General features: G+C 65.9%; 13 protein-coding genes. 3 read left to right on the top strand and 10 right to left on the bottom strand.

Going from position 1 to position 13,495, the window contains the following annotated elements; translation table 11 throughout:
- Window positions 1-15 precede the first annotated feature (15 nt).
- Window positions 16-1,068 (top strand): hypothetical protein, encoded by a 1,053-nt coding sequence (locus ACX40Y_RS06225; protein ID WP_459118679.1) that lies wholly within the window; start codon window positions 16-18, stop codon window positions 1,066-1,068.
- Between the two features lie 33 nt (window positions 1,069-1,101).
- Here ACX40Y_RS06225 and ACX40Y_RS06220 read toward each other — a convergent pair whose 3' ends face one another.
- From ACX40Y_RS06220 to ACX40Y_RS06210, 3 genes are read right to left on the bottom strand one after another with little or no spacing between them, the layout of a single operon-like run.
- The gene (locus tag ACX40Y_RS06220; RefSeq protein ID WP_459118678.1) at window positions 1,102-1,893 is read right to left on the bottom strand and encodes a LysR family transcriptional regulator; all 792 of its coding nucleotides are present in this window, start codon (window positions 1,891-1,893) and stop codon (window positions 1,102-1,104) included.
- The gene (gene apaG, locus ACX40Y_RS06215; RefSeq protein WP_459118677.1) at window positions 1,890-2,294 is read right to left on the bottom strand and encodes a Co2+/Mg2+ efflux protein ApaG; all 405 of its coding nucleotides are present in this window, start codon (window positions 2,292-2,294) and stop codon (window positions 1,890-1,892) included. Before apaG ends, ACX40Y_RS06220 begins: the two co-directional genes overlap by 4 nt.
- Entirely contained in the window at window positions 2,291-3,499 is a 1,209-nt protein-coding gene (locus tag ACX40Y_RS06210) for a trans-sulfuration enzyme family protein (RefSeq protein WP_459118676.1), read from the bottom strand. The genes apaG and ACX40Y_RS06210 overlap by 4 nt, the downstream gene beginning before the upstream one ends.
- Window positions 3,500-3,593: 94 nt before the next feature.
- On the opposite strand from ACX40Y_RS06210, the gene ACX40Y_RS06205 reads away from it, so the two are divergent.
- Window positions 3,594-4,895 (top strand): phospholipid carrier-dependent glycosyltransferase, encoded by a 1,302-nt coding sequence (locus ACX40Y_RS06205; protein WP_459118675.1) that lies wholly within the window; start codon window positions 3,594-3,596, stop codon window positions 4,893-4,895.
- An 89-nt stretch (window positions 4,896-4,984) separates the two neighbouring features.
- On the opposite strand, the gene ACX40Y_RS06200 is transcribed toward ACX40Y_RS06205, so the two are convergent.
- From ACX40Y_RS06200 to ACX40Y_RS06185, 4 genes are read right to left on the bottom strand one after another with little or no spacing between them, the layout of a single operon-like run.
- Entirely contained in the window at window positions 4,985-5,206 is a 222-nt protein-coding gene (locus tag ACX40Y_RS06200) for a hypothetical protein (RefSeq protein ID WP_459118674.1), read from the bottom strand.
- Window positions 5,203-6,060 carry a signal peptidase I gene (lepB, locus tag ACX40Y_RS06195; RefSeq protein ID WP_459118673.1) on the bottom strand — a complete coding sequence of 286 codons (858 nt, stop codon included), beginning with the start codon at window positions 6,058-6,060 and terminating at the stop codon, window positions 5,203-5,205. Before lepB ends, ACX40Y_RS06200 begins: the two co-directional genes overlap by 4 nt.
- Window positions 6,038-6,400, bottom strand: coding sequence for a GntR family transcriptional regulator (locus tag ACX40Y_RS06190; protein WP_459118672.1), 363 nt, complete (start codon window positions 6,398-6,400; stop codon window positions 6,038-6,040). Before ACX40Y_RS06190 ends, lepB begins: the two co-directional genes overlap by 23 nt.
- Window positions 6,401-6,437: 37 nt before the next feature.
- Window positions 6,438-7,019 (bottom strand): nitroreductase family protein, encoded by a 582-nt coding sequence (locus ACX40Y_RS06185; RefSeq protein WP_459118878.1) that lies wholly within the window; start codon window positions 7,017-7,019, stop codon window positions 6,438-6,440.
- Between the two features lie 131 nt (window positions 7,020-7,150).
- Here ACX40Y_RS06185 and ACX40Y_RS06180 point away from each other — a divergent pair, with 131 nt between their 5' ends.
- Entirely contained in the window at window positions 7,151-8,944 is a 1,794-nt protein-coding gene (locus tag ACX40Y_RS06180) for a peptide MFS transporter (RefSeq protein WP_459118671.1), read from the top strand.
- A gap of 93 nt (window positions 8,945-9,037) precedes the next feature.
- Here the strand turns inward: ACX40Y_RS06180 and ACX40Y_RS06175 are convergent, their stop codons facing one another.
- The 3 genes from ACX40Y_RS06175 to acs all read right to left on the bottom strand — a co-directional run bounded on the left by ACX40Y_RS06175 (window position 9,038) and on the right by acs (window position 13,407).
- Window positions 9,038-9,259: a hypothetical protein gene (locus tag ACX40Y_RS06175; protein WP_459118670.1), complete on the bottom strand. Its 222-nt coding sequence runs from the start codon at window positions 9,257-9,259 to the stop codon at window positions 9,038-9,040.
- Window positions 9,260-9,336: 77 nt separating this feature from the next.
- On the bottom strand, window positions 9,337-11,370 hold the full coding sequence (locus tag ACX40Y_RS06170; RefSeq protein WP_459118669.1) for a M13 family metallopeptidase: 2,034 nt from the start codon (window positions 11,368-11,370) through the stop codon (window positions 9,337-9,339).
- Window positions 11,371-11,469: 99 nt separating this feature from the next.
- On the bottom strand, window positions 11,470-13,407 hold the full coding sequence (gene acs / locus ACX40Y_RS06165) for an acetate--CoA ligase (protein ID WP_459118668.1): 1,938 nt from the start codon (window positions 13,405-13,407) through the stop codon (window positions 11,470-11,472).
- Window positions 13,408-13,495 lie beyond the last annotated feature (88 nt).

The following is a 13,495-nucleotide window of genomic DNA, read 5'->3' as shown; positions in this document are numbered from 1 at the left end:
CAGGGGGACACAATCATGGCTTTTCGTTCGATCGCGACTGCACTCGGGCTGTTCTTGGCGGTCGTCCCGGCTTCGTTCGCCCAGGACGCGAGCCGGACGCTGGATGTGCCCGCAGACAAGAAGTGGCAGCACGCTACGACCGGGTTGATCGTACCGACCACGCTCGCAGGGCTGCCGCGCACGGAAATCACGGATGCCAGCGCGAGCGAGTTGGACGTCTCGGTTCAGTTCGGGACTGTCGATACGACTTTCGCCACGGTCTTTCTCTTTCGCCCGGCACTGATGAGCGTTCCGATATGGTTTGATCGGGTCGAGACACAGGTGCTGAAGGGAACGACCTTCGGCAGCGCAGTCCCAATCGAGCAACCTGCCGCCTTCGCGCTGCCCGGCCGCACAGTGACCAGCGCGCTCCGCCGGGTATACCGAGCAGGCCAGCCACCATTCACCGCCACTGGCATCGCGGTGCTGCCGCTCGGTAAATGGCTCGTTGTCCTGCGCATGAGTTCGCGGGTGTTGTCGCCAGCCGATCTCGACAGCAAGATCGGTGCGGCCGTCGCCGGGCTCGGCTGGCCTGCGCCAGAGTCGGGCGCGTCAGAGGCCATGCCCGCCACTGTCGTCCAGCCTTGTGCAACACCGCTTCTCTACGACGCCAAGGCCAAGATGAAAAAGCCCGATCTCGCGCAGGGACTGATCGGCGCTACGTTGGCCATGATGGCGGACAAGCCACCTGAGCCGGGCGTGCAGGAGGATGAAACGAAACCGGTCACCTTCTGCCGCGATGGCGAACCCACCCGGGAACTTGCTGTCTATCGGGCGACGCCAGGCGACGCTCAAAGCTACACGATTGCGCTCGCTGATGCCGGCCGCACCGTTTCGGTTTATCCCGATCTACTATCCGATCCGAAGAAGCCGAGCTTCGCGGTCACACTCAACACGTTGGACCACGCCTATGTGTTTCCCTCGTTCAATCGACTGCCGGCGCCTGGCAAGGTGATGGAAGCGATCGGAAAAACCCAACCCATCGCTTCTAGCGAGAGCGGAGGTAGCATCAATGTCTCGATACGGTAGGATCGGGAACGTCAAGAGCGTGCCCGCCTGAGCTCACCCGCCCAGCGCTTCCACCAGCATCTGCACCTTCTTCTGGCGCCATTGGGGCAGCGGGGCGACCAGCCAATAGCCGAGGCGAGAGGCACGGGGCTCGCCGACGATCGCGACGCGGCCTGCCTCGACATCACCGCGCGCCAGCAACTCGGGCACGGTTGTGCGGCCCAGTCCCTGCGCCACCGCGTCGATCGCCAGGCCGGCATCGGCAACGCGCACCAACGCCGCGCTGTCGTCGTCGGTGCAACCCGGCCAGCCGATCCGGCCGTCAATGCCGCCGCCGGGCCGCTCGATCGTCACCATCCCGTCGCTTTCCAGCGCCTCGCCCTCATGCTCGCCCGGCCCTTCGCCCCAACGGATCGCCAGATCGAGATTGGCCTCGGTGAAATCGAGCGCGTCGTCGGCCGGCACCAACACGAAGCGCAGCTCGGGATCGGCGCGGGCGATGTCGGACAAGCGCGGCATCAGCCATTTGGCGGTCAGGTCGCGCGGGGCGGCAATGGTCAGCGACTTGGAGGATTGCCCCGCCTGCATCGCCCGCACTGCTTCCTCGAACTGGAGGAAGCCGTTGCGCAGCGCCGCCAGCCCGGCCTCCGCCTCCGGCGTCAGTTCCAGGCCCTTGGTGGTGCGGCGGAACAGCACGACGCCCAGCGTATCTTCCAGCGCGCGGATCTGCTGGCCGACGGCGGCAGGCGTTACCGCCAGTTCGTCGGCCGCGCGGGTGAACGACAGGTGCCGCGCGGCCGCATCGAGCACGCGCATGCCGTTCAGGGGAAGGTGCGTCCGCTTCATTGCTCGCCCGTCACGGCCGGCGCGATCAGCGAGAATCGCGGGATGGCGACGTCGAACGCCGAGCCGTCCTCGGCGATCATGTGATAGGTCCCCTGCATCGCGCCCGTCGGCGTCGAAAGCGGACAGCCGGAGACATAGTCGAAGCTGGCACCCGGCGCGATCATCGGCTGTTCGCCGACCACGCCCTCGCCCTCCACCGAATGGCGCAGCCCGCGCCCGTCGGTGATGATCCAGTGGCGGGTGAGCAGTTGTACCGCCACCGGGCCTTCGTTCTCGATGCGGATATGATATGCCCAGAACCAGCGCCCGCGCGCCGGTTCCGATTGTTCGGGCAGGTACGACACCGACACGCGGACGACCACGCCGCGCGTCGTCGCCTCGTCGGTGAACAGCGCCTTCACAATCCGGCGCCCCGCAGCGCCTGGTCGAGATCGGCGATCAGGTCGTCGGCGTCTTCCAGGCCGACATTGATGCGAATCATGCCTTCGGTCACGCCCATCTCCAGCCGCTTCTCCTCGGCCAAGCCGGAGTGGGTCGTGGAGGACGGGTGCGTCATCAGCGAACGCGAATCGCCGATATTGTTGGAAATGTCGATCAGTGCGAGGCCGTCGAGCAGCGCGTGCGCCTGGGCACGGCCGCCATCCACCTCGAAGCTGAAGATCGGGCCGGCAGCGGCCATCTGGCGCATGAACAGATTGTGCTGCGGATGGCTGGGCAGCGCGGGGAAGTTCACCCGCGGCACCCGCTGTTCCAGGAAGCTGCCCACCTTCAGCGCATTCTCGCTCTGGCGGCGAATGCGCAGGTCCAGCGTCTCGATCCCCTTCAGCACCACCCAGGCGTTGAACGCGCTCAGCGTCGGGCCGGTGTTGCGGGTGAAGGGCAGCAGCGTATTGGTGATGAAGTCCTCGGTGCCACACACGGCGCCGGCGAGCACGCGCCCCTGCCCGTCCATCATCTTGGTGGCGGAATAGGCGACCACATCCGCGCCAAAGTCCATCGGCCGCTGCAGCGCCGGGGTGGCGAAGGCGTTGTCCACCACCGTGGTGATGCCGTGCTTGCGCGCAATGGCGCACACCGCTTCCAGATCCACCACGTCCATCGTCGGGTTGGCGGGGGTTTCAAAGAAGAAGATCTTCGTGTTCGGGCGGATCGCATCCTCGAACTGCTGCGGGTCACGCGCGTCGATTGTCGTCGTGGTGACGCCGAATCGGGGCAACAACGTATCGGTCAGCCAGCGGCACGAACCGAAGGCGGCACGGCCCTGCACGATATGGTCGCCTTGGCTGACCTGACAGAGCAAAGCCGCCGTCATCGCCGCCATGCCGGTCGCCATCGTCCGGCACGCCTCGGCGCCTTCGAGCAAAGCGATGCGCTGCTCCAGCATCTCCACCGTGGGGTTCTGGAGCCGAGAATAGGTCATCCCCGCCTGTTCGCCGGCGAAGCGCGCGGCGGCATCGCCCGCGCAGTCATAGGCGTAGCCCGAGGTAAGGAACAGCGCCTCGCTCGTCTCACCGAACTCGGAACGCGAGGTGCCGCCCCGCACCGCCTGAGTCGCGGGCTTCCAGTTGCGGGTGACGCTGGGATCCTGTCCGGTACGACGCTTCATGGGATTCGCTTTGCGGCGGCAGGGCGGGCGGCGTCAACCTTTCGCCGCACATCGCCTCTCCCCGGGTGCAGATGGCGATGCTAGGAGCGCGATCATGCTCGCTCGCCTCAAGGCTCTCCGCACCCGCCCCGTCCTCGTCGCGCTGCTGATCGGCATCGCCGTCCAGGCGCTGTTCACGATCCATATCGACCAGCCGAGCCGGATCATGTTCGACGAGGTACATTATGTGCCGGCGGCCGAGGCGCTGATCGAGCTGTCAGGCCCGCGCAACATCGAACATCCGCCGCTGGGCAAGGAACTGATCGGCGCCGGCATGGACATTCTCGGCGACAATCCCTTCGGCTGGCGCCTGTTCCCGACGATCGCCGGCACGGCCACCGTGCTGGGCGTGTTCGCCTTTCTGTGGCTGCTGATGCGCGGGCGGATGCGGCCAGCCCTGGTCGGTGCCGCGCTGGTGACGCTCAATCAGACGCTCTACGTCCAGGCGCGCACGGCGATGCTCGACGTTTTCCTCGGCGCCTTCCTGATCTGGGCGTTCGTATTTTTGCTCTGGGCGATGCGCGGTACGCCAAGGCAGGCCTTGTGGCGCTGGATCTTCGGCAGCGCGCTGATGGGCCTGGCGACGGCGGTGAAATGGTCGGCGGCCCCCTATGTCGCGATGGTGGCGCTCGCGTTCGTCGCGATCCGCATCGTCGATGCCCGCCGCGCAAAACGGCCACTGTCTGCGGCGCTGTTTGCAGGCGATCAGCCGCACTGGCCGGGCCTGTCGACGATCGTGGCACTGGTGCTGCTCGGCGGCGTCAGCATCCCGGTCTATTTCACAACCTTTGCCCCTGAATTCTTCTATGTGCGGGACGCGATCGACCTGCCCGGCCTGTTCAGCCTCCAGCGGGCGATGTACGCGGCGCAGACCCAGGTGCTGCCGCCGCACAACTACCAGTCGGACTGGTGGAGCTGGCCGCTGATGATCCGGCCGATCTGGTTCTTCTACGAATGGGATATGGGTGCCCAGCGCGGCGTGCTGCTGATCGGCAATCCCGTCATCATGTGGGGCGGGCTGGTCGCCGTGCTGGCCGGCTATGCGGCGTGGTTCCGCAGCCGCGCGATACGCCCGCTGGCGATGGCGCTGCTGTGGACCGCGTCGGTCGCGATCTACGCGATCATCCCGAAATCGCTCGGCTTCTTTTACTATTATCACTTGTCCGGCATCTTCATCTGCCTGGTGCTGGCCGTGACGTTCGACCATTTCGATCGCGGGCATGATCGCGGCTGGGACGAATGGTTCGTCGCGCTGTCGCTGGTCTGCTTCGGCTATTTCTACCCGGTGCTGTCCGCGGCGCCGCTCGCGGATGCGCAGTCGTTCAACTATTGGATGTGGTTCCCCAGCTGGCGCTAGCGCATTTTCAAGTTGACCGTGCACAGTCAACGACTCGGAAAATGCGGCAACCAATTATCTAGGGCGCTTTGACCCAGGGTGAAAACGCGCTAGGCGCCGTCGTGGCCGGCTTCTTCGCGCCGCTGGCGCCGCTTTTCGATCTGCTCGGTCGCTTCGCCCTTGGCGGGATCGAACAGGTGTCCGAACGCCAGCCCGATCAACAGCATCGCCGCGCCCGCCCTGCCCCGGCTGTTCCGGCGGGCGACGCGGATCAGAAACGGAATCGCGAGCAGGATCGCCGCAGCGACGCCCCACTGGGCGGCAGTGCTCACTGCGCCTTGGCCGGCCGCAGCGAACTGCCGCTACGGTCCCAGCGGATCGCGCTGACATAAGCGAGCGGGTTGAGCCACGATCCCTCGCCATCATAGCTGAGCGTGACGAATTCGGCGCGTCCGGCAAGGGTCTCGATCGGCACCGCCCCCCCAAGTCCCATGTCGCTCAACGAAAAGCGACTGTCAGCCGATTGGTCGCGATTGTCCCCCATCAGGAATACATGCCCTGCCGGCACCGTGACCGGCCCGAAATCGTCTCCCGGACTGAAATAGCCGCCGGGCAATCGCGCATTGCCCAGATCGATCACGTCATAGCTGACGCCGTTCGGCAGCGTTTCGCGATAGAGTGGCGGCTTACAATAGAGGCGACCGTCCGGCCCGGGCTTGCGGAACGCGGCGAGCGGCCCTTCATCACACGGCACCGCCGCGTCGACCGGGATCATCGCATGGCCGATCGCCCGCCGCGGCACCGGACGGCCGTTGAGAATCACCTGCCCGCCGCGCACCGCCAGCCTGTCGCCCGGCAGCCCGATCACGCGCTTGATCAGATCGGCGCCGTCGCTGCGTCGCACGACGATCACCACGTCGCCGCGCTGCGGGTCGCGCGCCAGCATGCGCGTCTTGGCGATGCGGGTGCCATGCACCATCAGCGACGCCTGCGAAAAGCCATAGGGGAATTTGGTCGCCACCAGCCGGTCGCCGGTACGCAGCGCCGGCATCATCGAGCCCGACGGGATGTAATAGGGCCGCGCGACCGCACTCTGGAACAGGAAGATCGCGCCCAGAAAGGCGCCCCAGCCGGCGACCGTGCGTCGCCAGCTGCCCGAAGGTTCAGGCGATTTCGCGGCTGCCATCGAGCAGTTCGCGGGCATCGAGCCCGAGCAGCGCGATATGCTCCTTCACGCGCGGCCAATAGCCGCTGAGGAACCGCTCGCGCTCAGCCAGGCGCAGCCGCTCGACCGCGCCGGGCAGGACGAACATGCCGACGCCGCGCCGAACCTCGACATAGCCATCGTCCTGAAAGCTCTGATAGGCCTTGGCGACGGTCAGCGGATTGGCCCCATGTTCGGCCGCCATCGCGCGAACCGACGGCAGCTGATCCCCCGCGCGATATTCCCCGCGCAGGATCGCCGCGGCGATGATCGCGCGCAGCTTGAGATAGACGGGACTGTCTTCGTGCTCCAGGGCTGTCATGCTGCCATAATACAGCAGATACCCGGCGAGTCCATACTCAGGGATTCCACCGATGGGCGATCCGCGCCAGTTCGCCGCGTGGCCGTTCGTCCAGCGGGCGCGACGGGGTGCCGATGAACACGAACCCGGCGATCCGCTCGCCCTCCCCGCCAAACAGGTCGCGCACCGCATCCGAATAGGCCGCCCAGCCGGTCAGCCAGCCGCCGGCAAATCCCATCGCATGGACGGCGTGGAGCAGATTCATGCATGCCGCGCCGGCCGAAAGCTCCTGTTCCCACAGCGGAATCTTGTGCGGCTGGACCGGCGCCGAGAGCACCACGACCAGCGCCGGCGCCTGGGTGGCGAACTGGATCGCCGCCTCCTCGTCGCGCGCACTCGCGTCGGGATTTTCCGCGCGCAGGATCGCGACCAGCCGGTCCGCCAGCACGGATCGCGTCTCATCCGGCACGATCACGAACCGCCAGGGGGCAAGCTTGCCGTGATCCGGCGTTCGTGCGGCGATCGCGACCATCTGGTCGAGCTGTTCGGGGCTGGGCCCGGGCGCTACCAGGTCGCGCGGCTTGCCCGAACGGCGGGTCTGTAGAAGCGAGAGCGGCGTCGTGCGATCGTTGAAGGTCATGGCGCTCATCTAGGGCGCCGTCCCGCCGCCGCCAAGCCGCGCGACTTTACACGCGCGTGACAGGCTCTAGTCTGGCGCCCCATGCACCGGGCCGCAGGCGCCCGGCACCCACTTTCAGGACGACAATCTGCATGGTCAAAACACCCACTGCCGATTCCCCGGCAGAGCCGGATATCTCCCACGTAAACCCCGCTGACGAAAAAACCTGGTTCGGCCACCCACGCCAGCTCGCCCGGCTGTTCTCCACCGAGATGTGGGAACGCTTCGGCTTCTACGGCATGCGGGCGCTGCTGACGCTCTACCTCACCCAGCATTTCCTGTTCGGCGACCGCGAGGCGACGGGGCTGTACGGCGGCTACACCGCGCTGGTCTATCTCACCCCGCTGATCGGCGGCTATCTGGCCGACCAGTTCCTCGGATCGAAGCGTGCCGTGAAGTTCGGCGCGATCCTGATGTCGGTCGGCTATTTCGTGCTGTGCTTCGGCGGTCAGACCGCCACCCCCTATGCAAAGATCGACGGGCAGCGATACGAAGTCTCGATCGAACAGAGCGCGGCCGGCGAACAGCGCTATGTGCTCGCCGATGGGCACAAGCAGCTGATCAAGGGCAATGACGACGGCTCAATCACGCTGATCGAAAACGGCCAGGCGGTTCGCACCATCGCCAAGGGCGGGTTCGAATCCGAGGCGGATCGCAGCCCCTTCTACGTGATGGTGCTGCTGATCGCGCTGTCGATGGTCTCGGTGGGCAACGGCTTCTTCAAGCCGAACATCTCGACGATGGTCGGCGAGCTCTATCCCAAGGGCGATTCACGCCGCGATGCCGGCTTCACCATCTTCTACATGGGCATCAATCTCGGTTCGATGCTGTCGCAGGCGCTGTGCCCGTGGCTGGCGGTGGCAGTCGGCTGGTGGGCTGGCTTCGGCCTTGCGGCGATCGGCATGCTGTTTTCCTGGGGGCTGATCCAGCTCGACGGCGGCCGGCTCGACGGCATCGGCGAGCCGCCGGCAAAGGCGGCGAGCCGTGGTCAGCAACTGCTGATCTATGTCGGCGCGCTGTGCGTCATCCCGCTCTTCTACCTGCTCTACATCAACCTGATGGCTGCCGAGCCGGCACCCGCCGGATCGGGGCTGCTCGGCTATGTCGAGTCGCTGTCGCTGATGGGCAAATTGCTGTTCGGCACCTTCATCATCGGCGTGCCGGCGATCCTGATCTGGTCGTTCTTCGCCGGCGACCGCCGCGAGTTCCAGATGATGATGGCGGCGATGGTGCTGATCGTCTTCAACGTCGTGTTCTGGACGCTGTTCGAACAGGCGGGCTCGTCGCTGACGCTGTTCGCCGATCGCAACACCGATCTGTCGGTGTTCGGCTGGTTCACCATGACGGCGGGACAGACGCAGAGCTTCAACGCCATCTTCATCGTGCTGCTGGCGCCGCTGATGTCGATGTTGTGGAGCGGACTGGCACGGCGCGGGCTGGAGCCGAGCATCCCGGTGAAGTTCGGGATCGCGCTGGTCGCGGTCGGCGGAGGCTTCCTGTTCCTCGTCTGGGGCGCGGCCTGGGCCGATACCAGCTTCAAGGTCTCCGTCTGGTGGCTCGCCGGGCTCTATTTCATCCACAGCTTCGCCGAACTGTGCATCTCGCCGGTCGGCCTCAGCATGATCACCAAGCTGTCGATCGCACGGATCGTCGGCATGATGATGGGCGTGTGGTTCCTGTCGATCTCGGTGGCGCAATATGTCGCCGGCGTGATCGCGCAGTTCGCCAGCGTCGAGACGGTCGGCGGCCAGGTCACCAACCTGAAGGTCAGCCTGGAGACCTATCTCAGCGTGTTCACGCTGATCTCCGAATGGGCGATCGGCCTGGGGCTGGTGCTGCTGGTGCTCAGCTGGCCGCTCAAGCGCTGGATGCACGGCGTCAAATAAGCGCCGTCAAAGGGGGACGGGGCGCCGCATAATGGGGGAGACTGCGGCGCCCCTGTCGTTCGCCCGAGGGGGAAGAGGGCGAACGAGTTCCGGTCAGGCTGCCAGTGGCAGCTGTTCGTAAGCGGGCGTCCCGGCAACAGCCGGCGCGCGCTCGAAGACCTTCGCCACCGGCGCGGCCGTCTGACGGCGATAGGCAAGATACAGTGCAAGCAGAGAAAACATCACAGCCTCTAGAAATCGGATTCGCTGCAGTGCAGCGGAGGCGGGCATGTGGTCGCGCCCTGCGGCAAGCGCAAATGCAAAGCGCCCGGCCATGAGTTGCACGTTGCGCAACTCATGGCCGGGCGCATTTGTTTGCGCCTTGGCCCGGCGATGGCGCCGGGCCGTTGCCGTTACCAGATATGCACGCGCTGCGCCGGCGCCAGATACAGCTTGTCGCCGGGCTTGACGTCGAACGCCTTGTACCAGGCATCGACGTTGCGGACGATGCCGTTGACGCGGAACATCGCCGGCGAGTGCGGATCGGTGAGCAGCGCCTGCCGCTGCGCGTTCTCGCGCACCTTGGTCTGCCAGGCCTGGGCATAGGCCAGGAAGAAGCGCTGATCGCCGGTCAGCCCGTCGATCACCTTCGCCGCGCCATGCTTGGCCTGATACTTCTGATATGCGGCATAGGCCGCCTCGATCCCGCCGAGATCGCCGATATTCTCACCCAGCGTCAGCGCACCGTTAATATGCGTGCCGGGCACCGGTTCATAGGCGTCATACTGCGTGGCGAGCGCCTTGGTGTGCGCGGCGAACGCCGTCTTGGCGGCGGGGGTCCACCAGTTCTCGAACTTGCCGGTCGGGCCGAACTGCGCGCCCTGATCGTCGAATCCATGCCCCATCTCGTGGCCGATGATCGCGCCGATCGCGCCGTAGTTCACCGCCGGATCGGCATTGGGATCGAAGAAGGGCGGCTGAAGGATCGCAGCCGGGAAGGTGATCTGGTTCGACAGCGGGTTGTAATAGGCGTTCACCGTCTGCGGCGTCATCGCCCAAAGCGAGCGATCGACCGGCTTCGGGAAACGCGACAGTTCCAGCTGATGCTCGAACTCGCCCGAACGCATGACGTTGCCGAGCAGATCGTCGCGCGCGACCTTCAGCGAGGCATAGTCGATATATTTGTCCGGGTGACCGACGCGCGGCTCGAATGCCGCCAACTTGGCGAGCGCGGCCTTGCGCGTCGCATCGTCCATCCATGATGCGCTCGAAATCCGATCATGATAGGCGTCGCGCAGATTTTCGATCAGCTCGCCCATCTGCTTCTCGGCGGCTGGCGGATAATATTTGGCGACATAAGCCTGGCCGACCGCTTCGCCCAGCGCGCCGTTGACCAGCTGGACACCGCGCTTCCAGCGCTCACGCTGCTCCTGCACGCCCGACAGCGTCTTCGAATAGAAGTCGAACCGGGCATCGTCGAAAGCCTTGGGCAAATAGCTCGCATGGTCGCTGACGAAGCGATAGGCGAGATAGTCCTTCCACTGCTGGATCGGCGTCGCGGCAAAGATCTTGCCCAGCGCGGTGATCGCGGTGTTCTGTGTCATCAGGATCTGCGGCGAGGATTCGACGCCGGCAGTCTTGAGCATCAGCGCCCAGTCGAACTCGGGCGCCTTGGCCTTCAGCCCGGCGATCGACTGCGGATCGTTGAGCGCGGCGATGTTGCGGCTCTGCTCGGGCGACCACTGCACCTTCGCCATTTCGGTTTCCAGCGCGACGATCGCATCGGCCTTGGCGGCGGCGTCCGGGATGCCGGCAAGCGACTGAATCCGCTCGACATAGGCGCGATACGCCTTGCGGATCTCGTCGAACTTTGCGCCTTGGTTCAGATAATAATCGCGCGGCATGCCAAGGCCGCCCTGCCCCACCGCCGCCGTGTAATGCGTCGGATCGGCGAGCCCGGGCGTGATTCCGATTTCGACCGGCGCGGCATAGCCGACGCTGGCGAATAGCACCTGCAATCCGGCCGCGTCGCGCACGGCGTCGATCCGGGCCAGATAGGGCTTGAGCGGCGCCGTGCCGCGCGCCTCGATCCCGGCGGTATCCATCCAGCTGGCGTAGAAATCGCCGATTTGCCTGCCGCTGGCGCCATAGGCGGCGGGATTCTTCGCCATTTCGTCGAGGATGCCACGCACGTTGGTTTCGGCCTCGATCGACAGCTGCGTGCCGAAACCGGCCGATGCGCGATCGGCCGCGATCTCGGTCCGCGCGTCCCAGCCGCCATTCGCATAGTTCCAGAAATCGTCGCCAGGCTTCACACCCTGCTTCTGCGCGGTCAGATCGATGCCGAAGCTGCCATAGCGCGGCGCTGCGGTCTGCGCGAAGCCGGGGCTTGCGACGGCGATCACGGCCATGCTGCCCGCAAGCAGCAGCGAACGACAAATCTTCATGGGGGCATACCTCGAATAGTGTATTATCGGACGATAACGCCGTGTCCCCGCCGCCGCAATCGCGATTTGGGGCGGCGCGCGCGGCCGCCCCGCCCGTCGTCAACCGATGCGGTTGGCCAGCAGATCGTCGACCACCGCCGGATCGGCCAGCGTCGAGGTATCGCCCAGCGACGAGACGTCGCCTTCGGCGATCTTGCGCAGGATTCGCCGCATGATCTTGCCACTGCGCGTCTTGGGCAGGCCCGGCGCGAACTGGATCGCATCGGGGGTGGCGATCGGGCCGATCTCGCTGCGGACCCAGTCGCGCAGCGCCTTGCGCAGCGCTTCGCTCGGCTCGATGCCGGCGTTGAGTGTCACATAGGCATAGATGCCCTGACCCTTGATGTCGTGCGGCATGCCGACGACCGCCGCCTCGGCCACCTTGTCGTGCAGCACCAGCGCGCTTTCGACCTCGGCCGTGCCCATGCGGTGGCCGGAGACGTTGATGACGTCGTCGACCCGGCCGGTGATCCAGTAATAGCCATCGCCGTCGCGGCGGCAGCCGTCGCCGGTGAAATATTTGCCGCGATAGGTGGTGAAATAGGTCTGGAAGAAGCGATCGTGATCGCCCCACAGCGTGCGCATCTGCCCCGGCCAGCTGCGCGCGATCACCAGATTGCCCTCGGTCGCGCCGTGCAGGACATTGCCGTCGCCATCGACGAGCTGCGGATCGACGCCGGGGAACGGCAATGTCGCCGAGCCGGGCTTGAGCGCCACCGCGCCGGGCAGCGGGGTTATCATGTGGCCGCCGGTCTCGGTCTGCCACCAAGTGTCGACGATCGGGCAACGCCCCTCGCCCACCACGTCATGATACCAGCGCCACGCCTCGGGATTGATCGGTTCGCCGACCGATCCGAGCAGCTTGAGCGTCTTGCGGCTGGTGCGGGTGACGTACTCGTCGCCCTCCTTCATCAGCGCGCGCAGCGCGGTCGGCGCGGTGTAGAGGATCTCGACCTTGTGCCGGTCGACCACCTGCCAGATGCGGCTGGCATCGGGCCAGTTCGGCACGCCTTCGAACATCAGCGTCGTGCCGCCGTTCGCCAGCGGGCCATAGACGATATAGCTGTGCCCCGTGACCCAGCCGATATCGGCGGCACACCAATAGACCTGGCCCGGCCGGTAATCGAACACCAGTTCGTGCGTATAGGACGCCCAGAGCAGATAGCCGCCGCTGGTGTGGAGCACACCCTTCGGCTTGCCCGTCGATCCCGAGGTATAGAGGATGAACAGCGGATCCTCCGCCCCCATCGGCTCGGCCGGGCAGTCGGCGGGCACGTCCGCTGCCGCCTCGTGATACCAGATGTCGCGGCCCGGCTGCATCGTCACGTCGCCACCGGTCGCCTTGACGACGATCACGCGCTTCATCGCCGGCGCATGCTGCTGCGCGGCATCGACATTGGCCTTGAGCGGCACGCGCTTGCCGCCGCGCCGGCCCTCGTCGGCGGTGATGACGACGTTGCTGTCGCAATCGACGATGCGCCCGGCCAGCGCCTCGGGCGAGAAGCCGGCGAACACCACCGAATGGATCGCGCCGATCCGCGCGCACGCGAGCAGCGCGAACGCCGCCTCCGGGATCATCGGCATGTAGATGGTGACGCGGTCGCCCTTCCCCACGCCCTGCGCCTTCAGCACGTTCGCGAAGCGGCAGACCTCCTGATACAGCTCGAGATAGGTGATCCGGCGCGGCGCCTCGCCAGGCTCGTCGGGCTCCCACAGGATCGCGATGTCGTTGCCGCGGCTCGCCAGATGGCGGTCAATGCAATTGGCGGCGACGTTCAGCTTGCCGTCGGCGAACCAGCTGATGTGGAAATCGGCTTCGTCGAACGACCAGTCGCCCGCCAGTTCGGGACGCTTGATCCAGTCGAGCCGGCGCGCCTGTTCGAGCCAGAAGCTGCCCGGATCGGCAAGCGAGCGCCCGTAGAGCCGCTCATAACCAGCCGCATCAACGCGGGCATGCTTCGCCCATGCTTCGGGCACCGGAACCGTGTTTTCGCTCATCAGACCCCTCCTGGTCGCGTGCATCTACGGGCGGGATCGCTCGGTGCGCAAGTCGTCGATGACGAAAGCGGGTGGAACGGAGCCGTTA

This window comes from Sphingomonas sp. RS6 (assembly GCF_054489705.1).
This window is presented reverse-complemented; position numbering and strand designations above follow the sequence as displayed.

Coding starts and splice junctions, on each gene's coding strand:
- ACX40Y_RS06225 (WP_459118679.1), top strand. CDS start 16: ATGGCTTTTCGTTCGATCGCGACTGCACTCGGGCTGTTCTTGGCGGTC.
- ACX40Y_RS06220 (WP_459118678.1), bottom strand. CDS start 1,893: ATGAAGCGGACGCACCTTCCCCTGAACGGCATGCGCGTGCTCGATGCG.
- ACX40Y_RS06210 (WP_459118676.1), bottom strand. CDS start 3,499: ATGAAGCGTCGTACCGGACAGGATCCCAGCGTCACCCGCAACTGGAAG.
- ACX40Y_RS06205 (WP_459118675.1), top strand. CDS start 3,594: ATGCTCGCTCGCCTCAAGGCTCTCCGCACCCGCCCCGTCCTCGTCGCG.
- lepB (WP_459118673.1), bottom strand. CDS start 6,060: ATGGCAGCCGCGAAATCGCCTGAACCTTCGGGCAGCTGGCGACGCACG.
- ACX40Y_RS06190 (WP_459118672.1), bottom strand. CDS start 6,400: ATGACAGCCCTGGAGCACGAAGACAGTCCCGTCTATCTCAAGCTGCGC.
- ACX40Y_RS06185 (WP_459118878.1), bottom strand. CDS start 7,019: ATGACCTTCAACGATCGCACGACGCCGCTCTCGCTTCTACAGACCCGC.
- ACX40Y_RS06180 (WP_459118671.1), top strand. CDS start 7,151: ATGGTCAAAACACCCACTGCCGATTCCCCGGCAGAGCCGGATATCTCC.
- ACX40Y_RS06175 (WP_459118670.1), bottom strand. CDS start 9,259: ATGGCCGGGCGCTTTGCATTTGCGCTTGCCGCAGGGCGCGACCACATG.
- ACX40Y_RS06170 (WP_459118669.1), bottom strand. CDS start 11,370: ATGAAGATTTGTCGTTCGCTGCTGCTTGCGGGCAGCATGGCCGTGATC.
- acs (WP_459118668.1), bottom strand. CDS start 13,407: ATGAGCGAAAACACGGTTCCGGTGCCCGAAGCATGGGCGAAGCATGCC.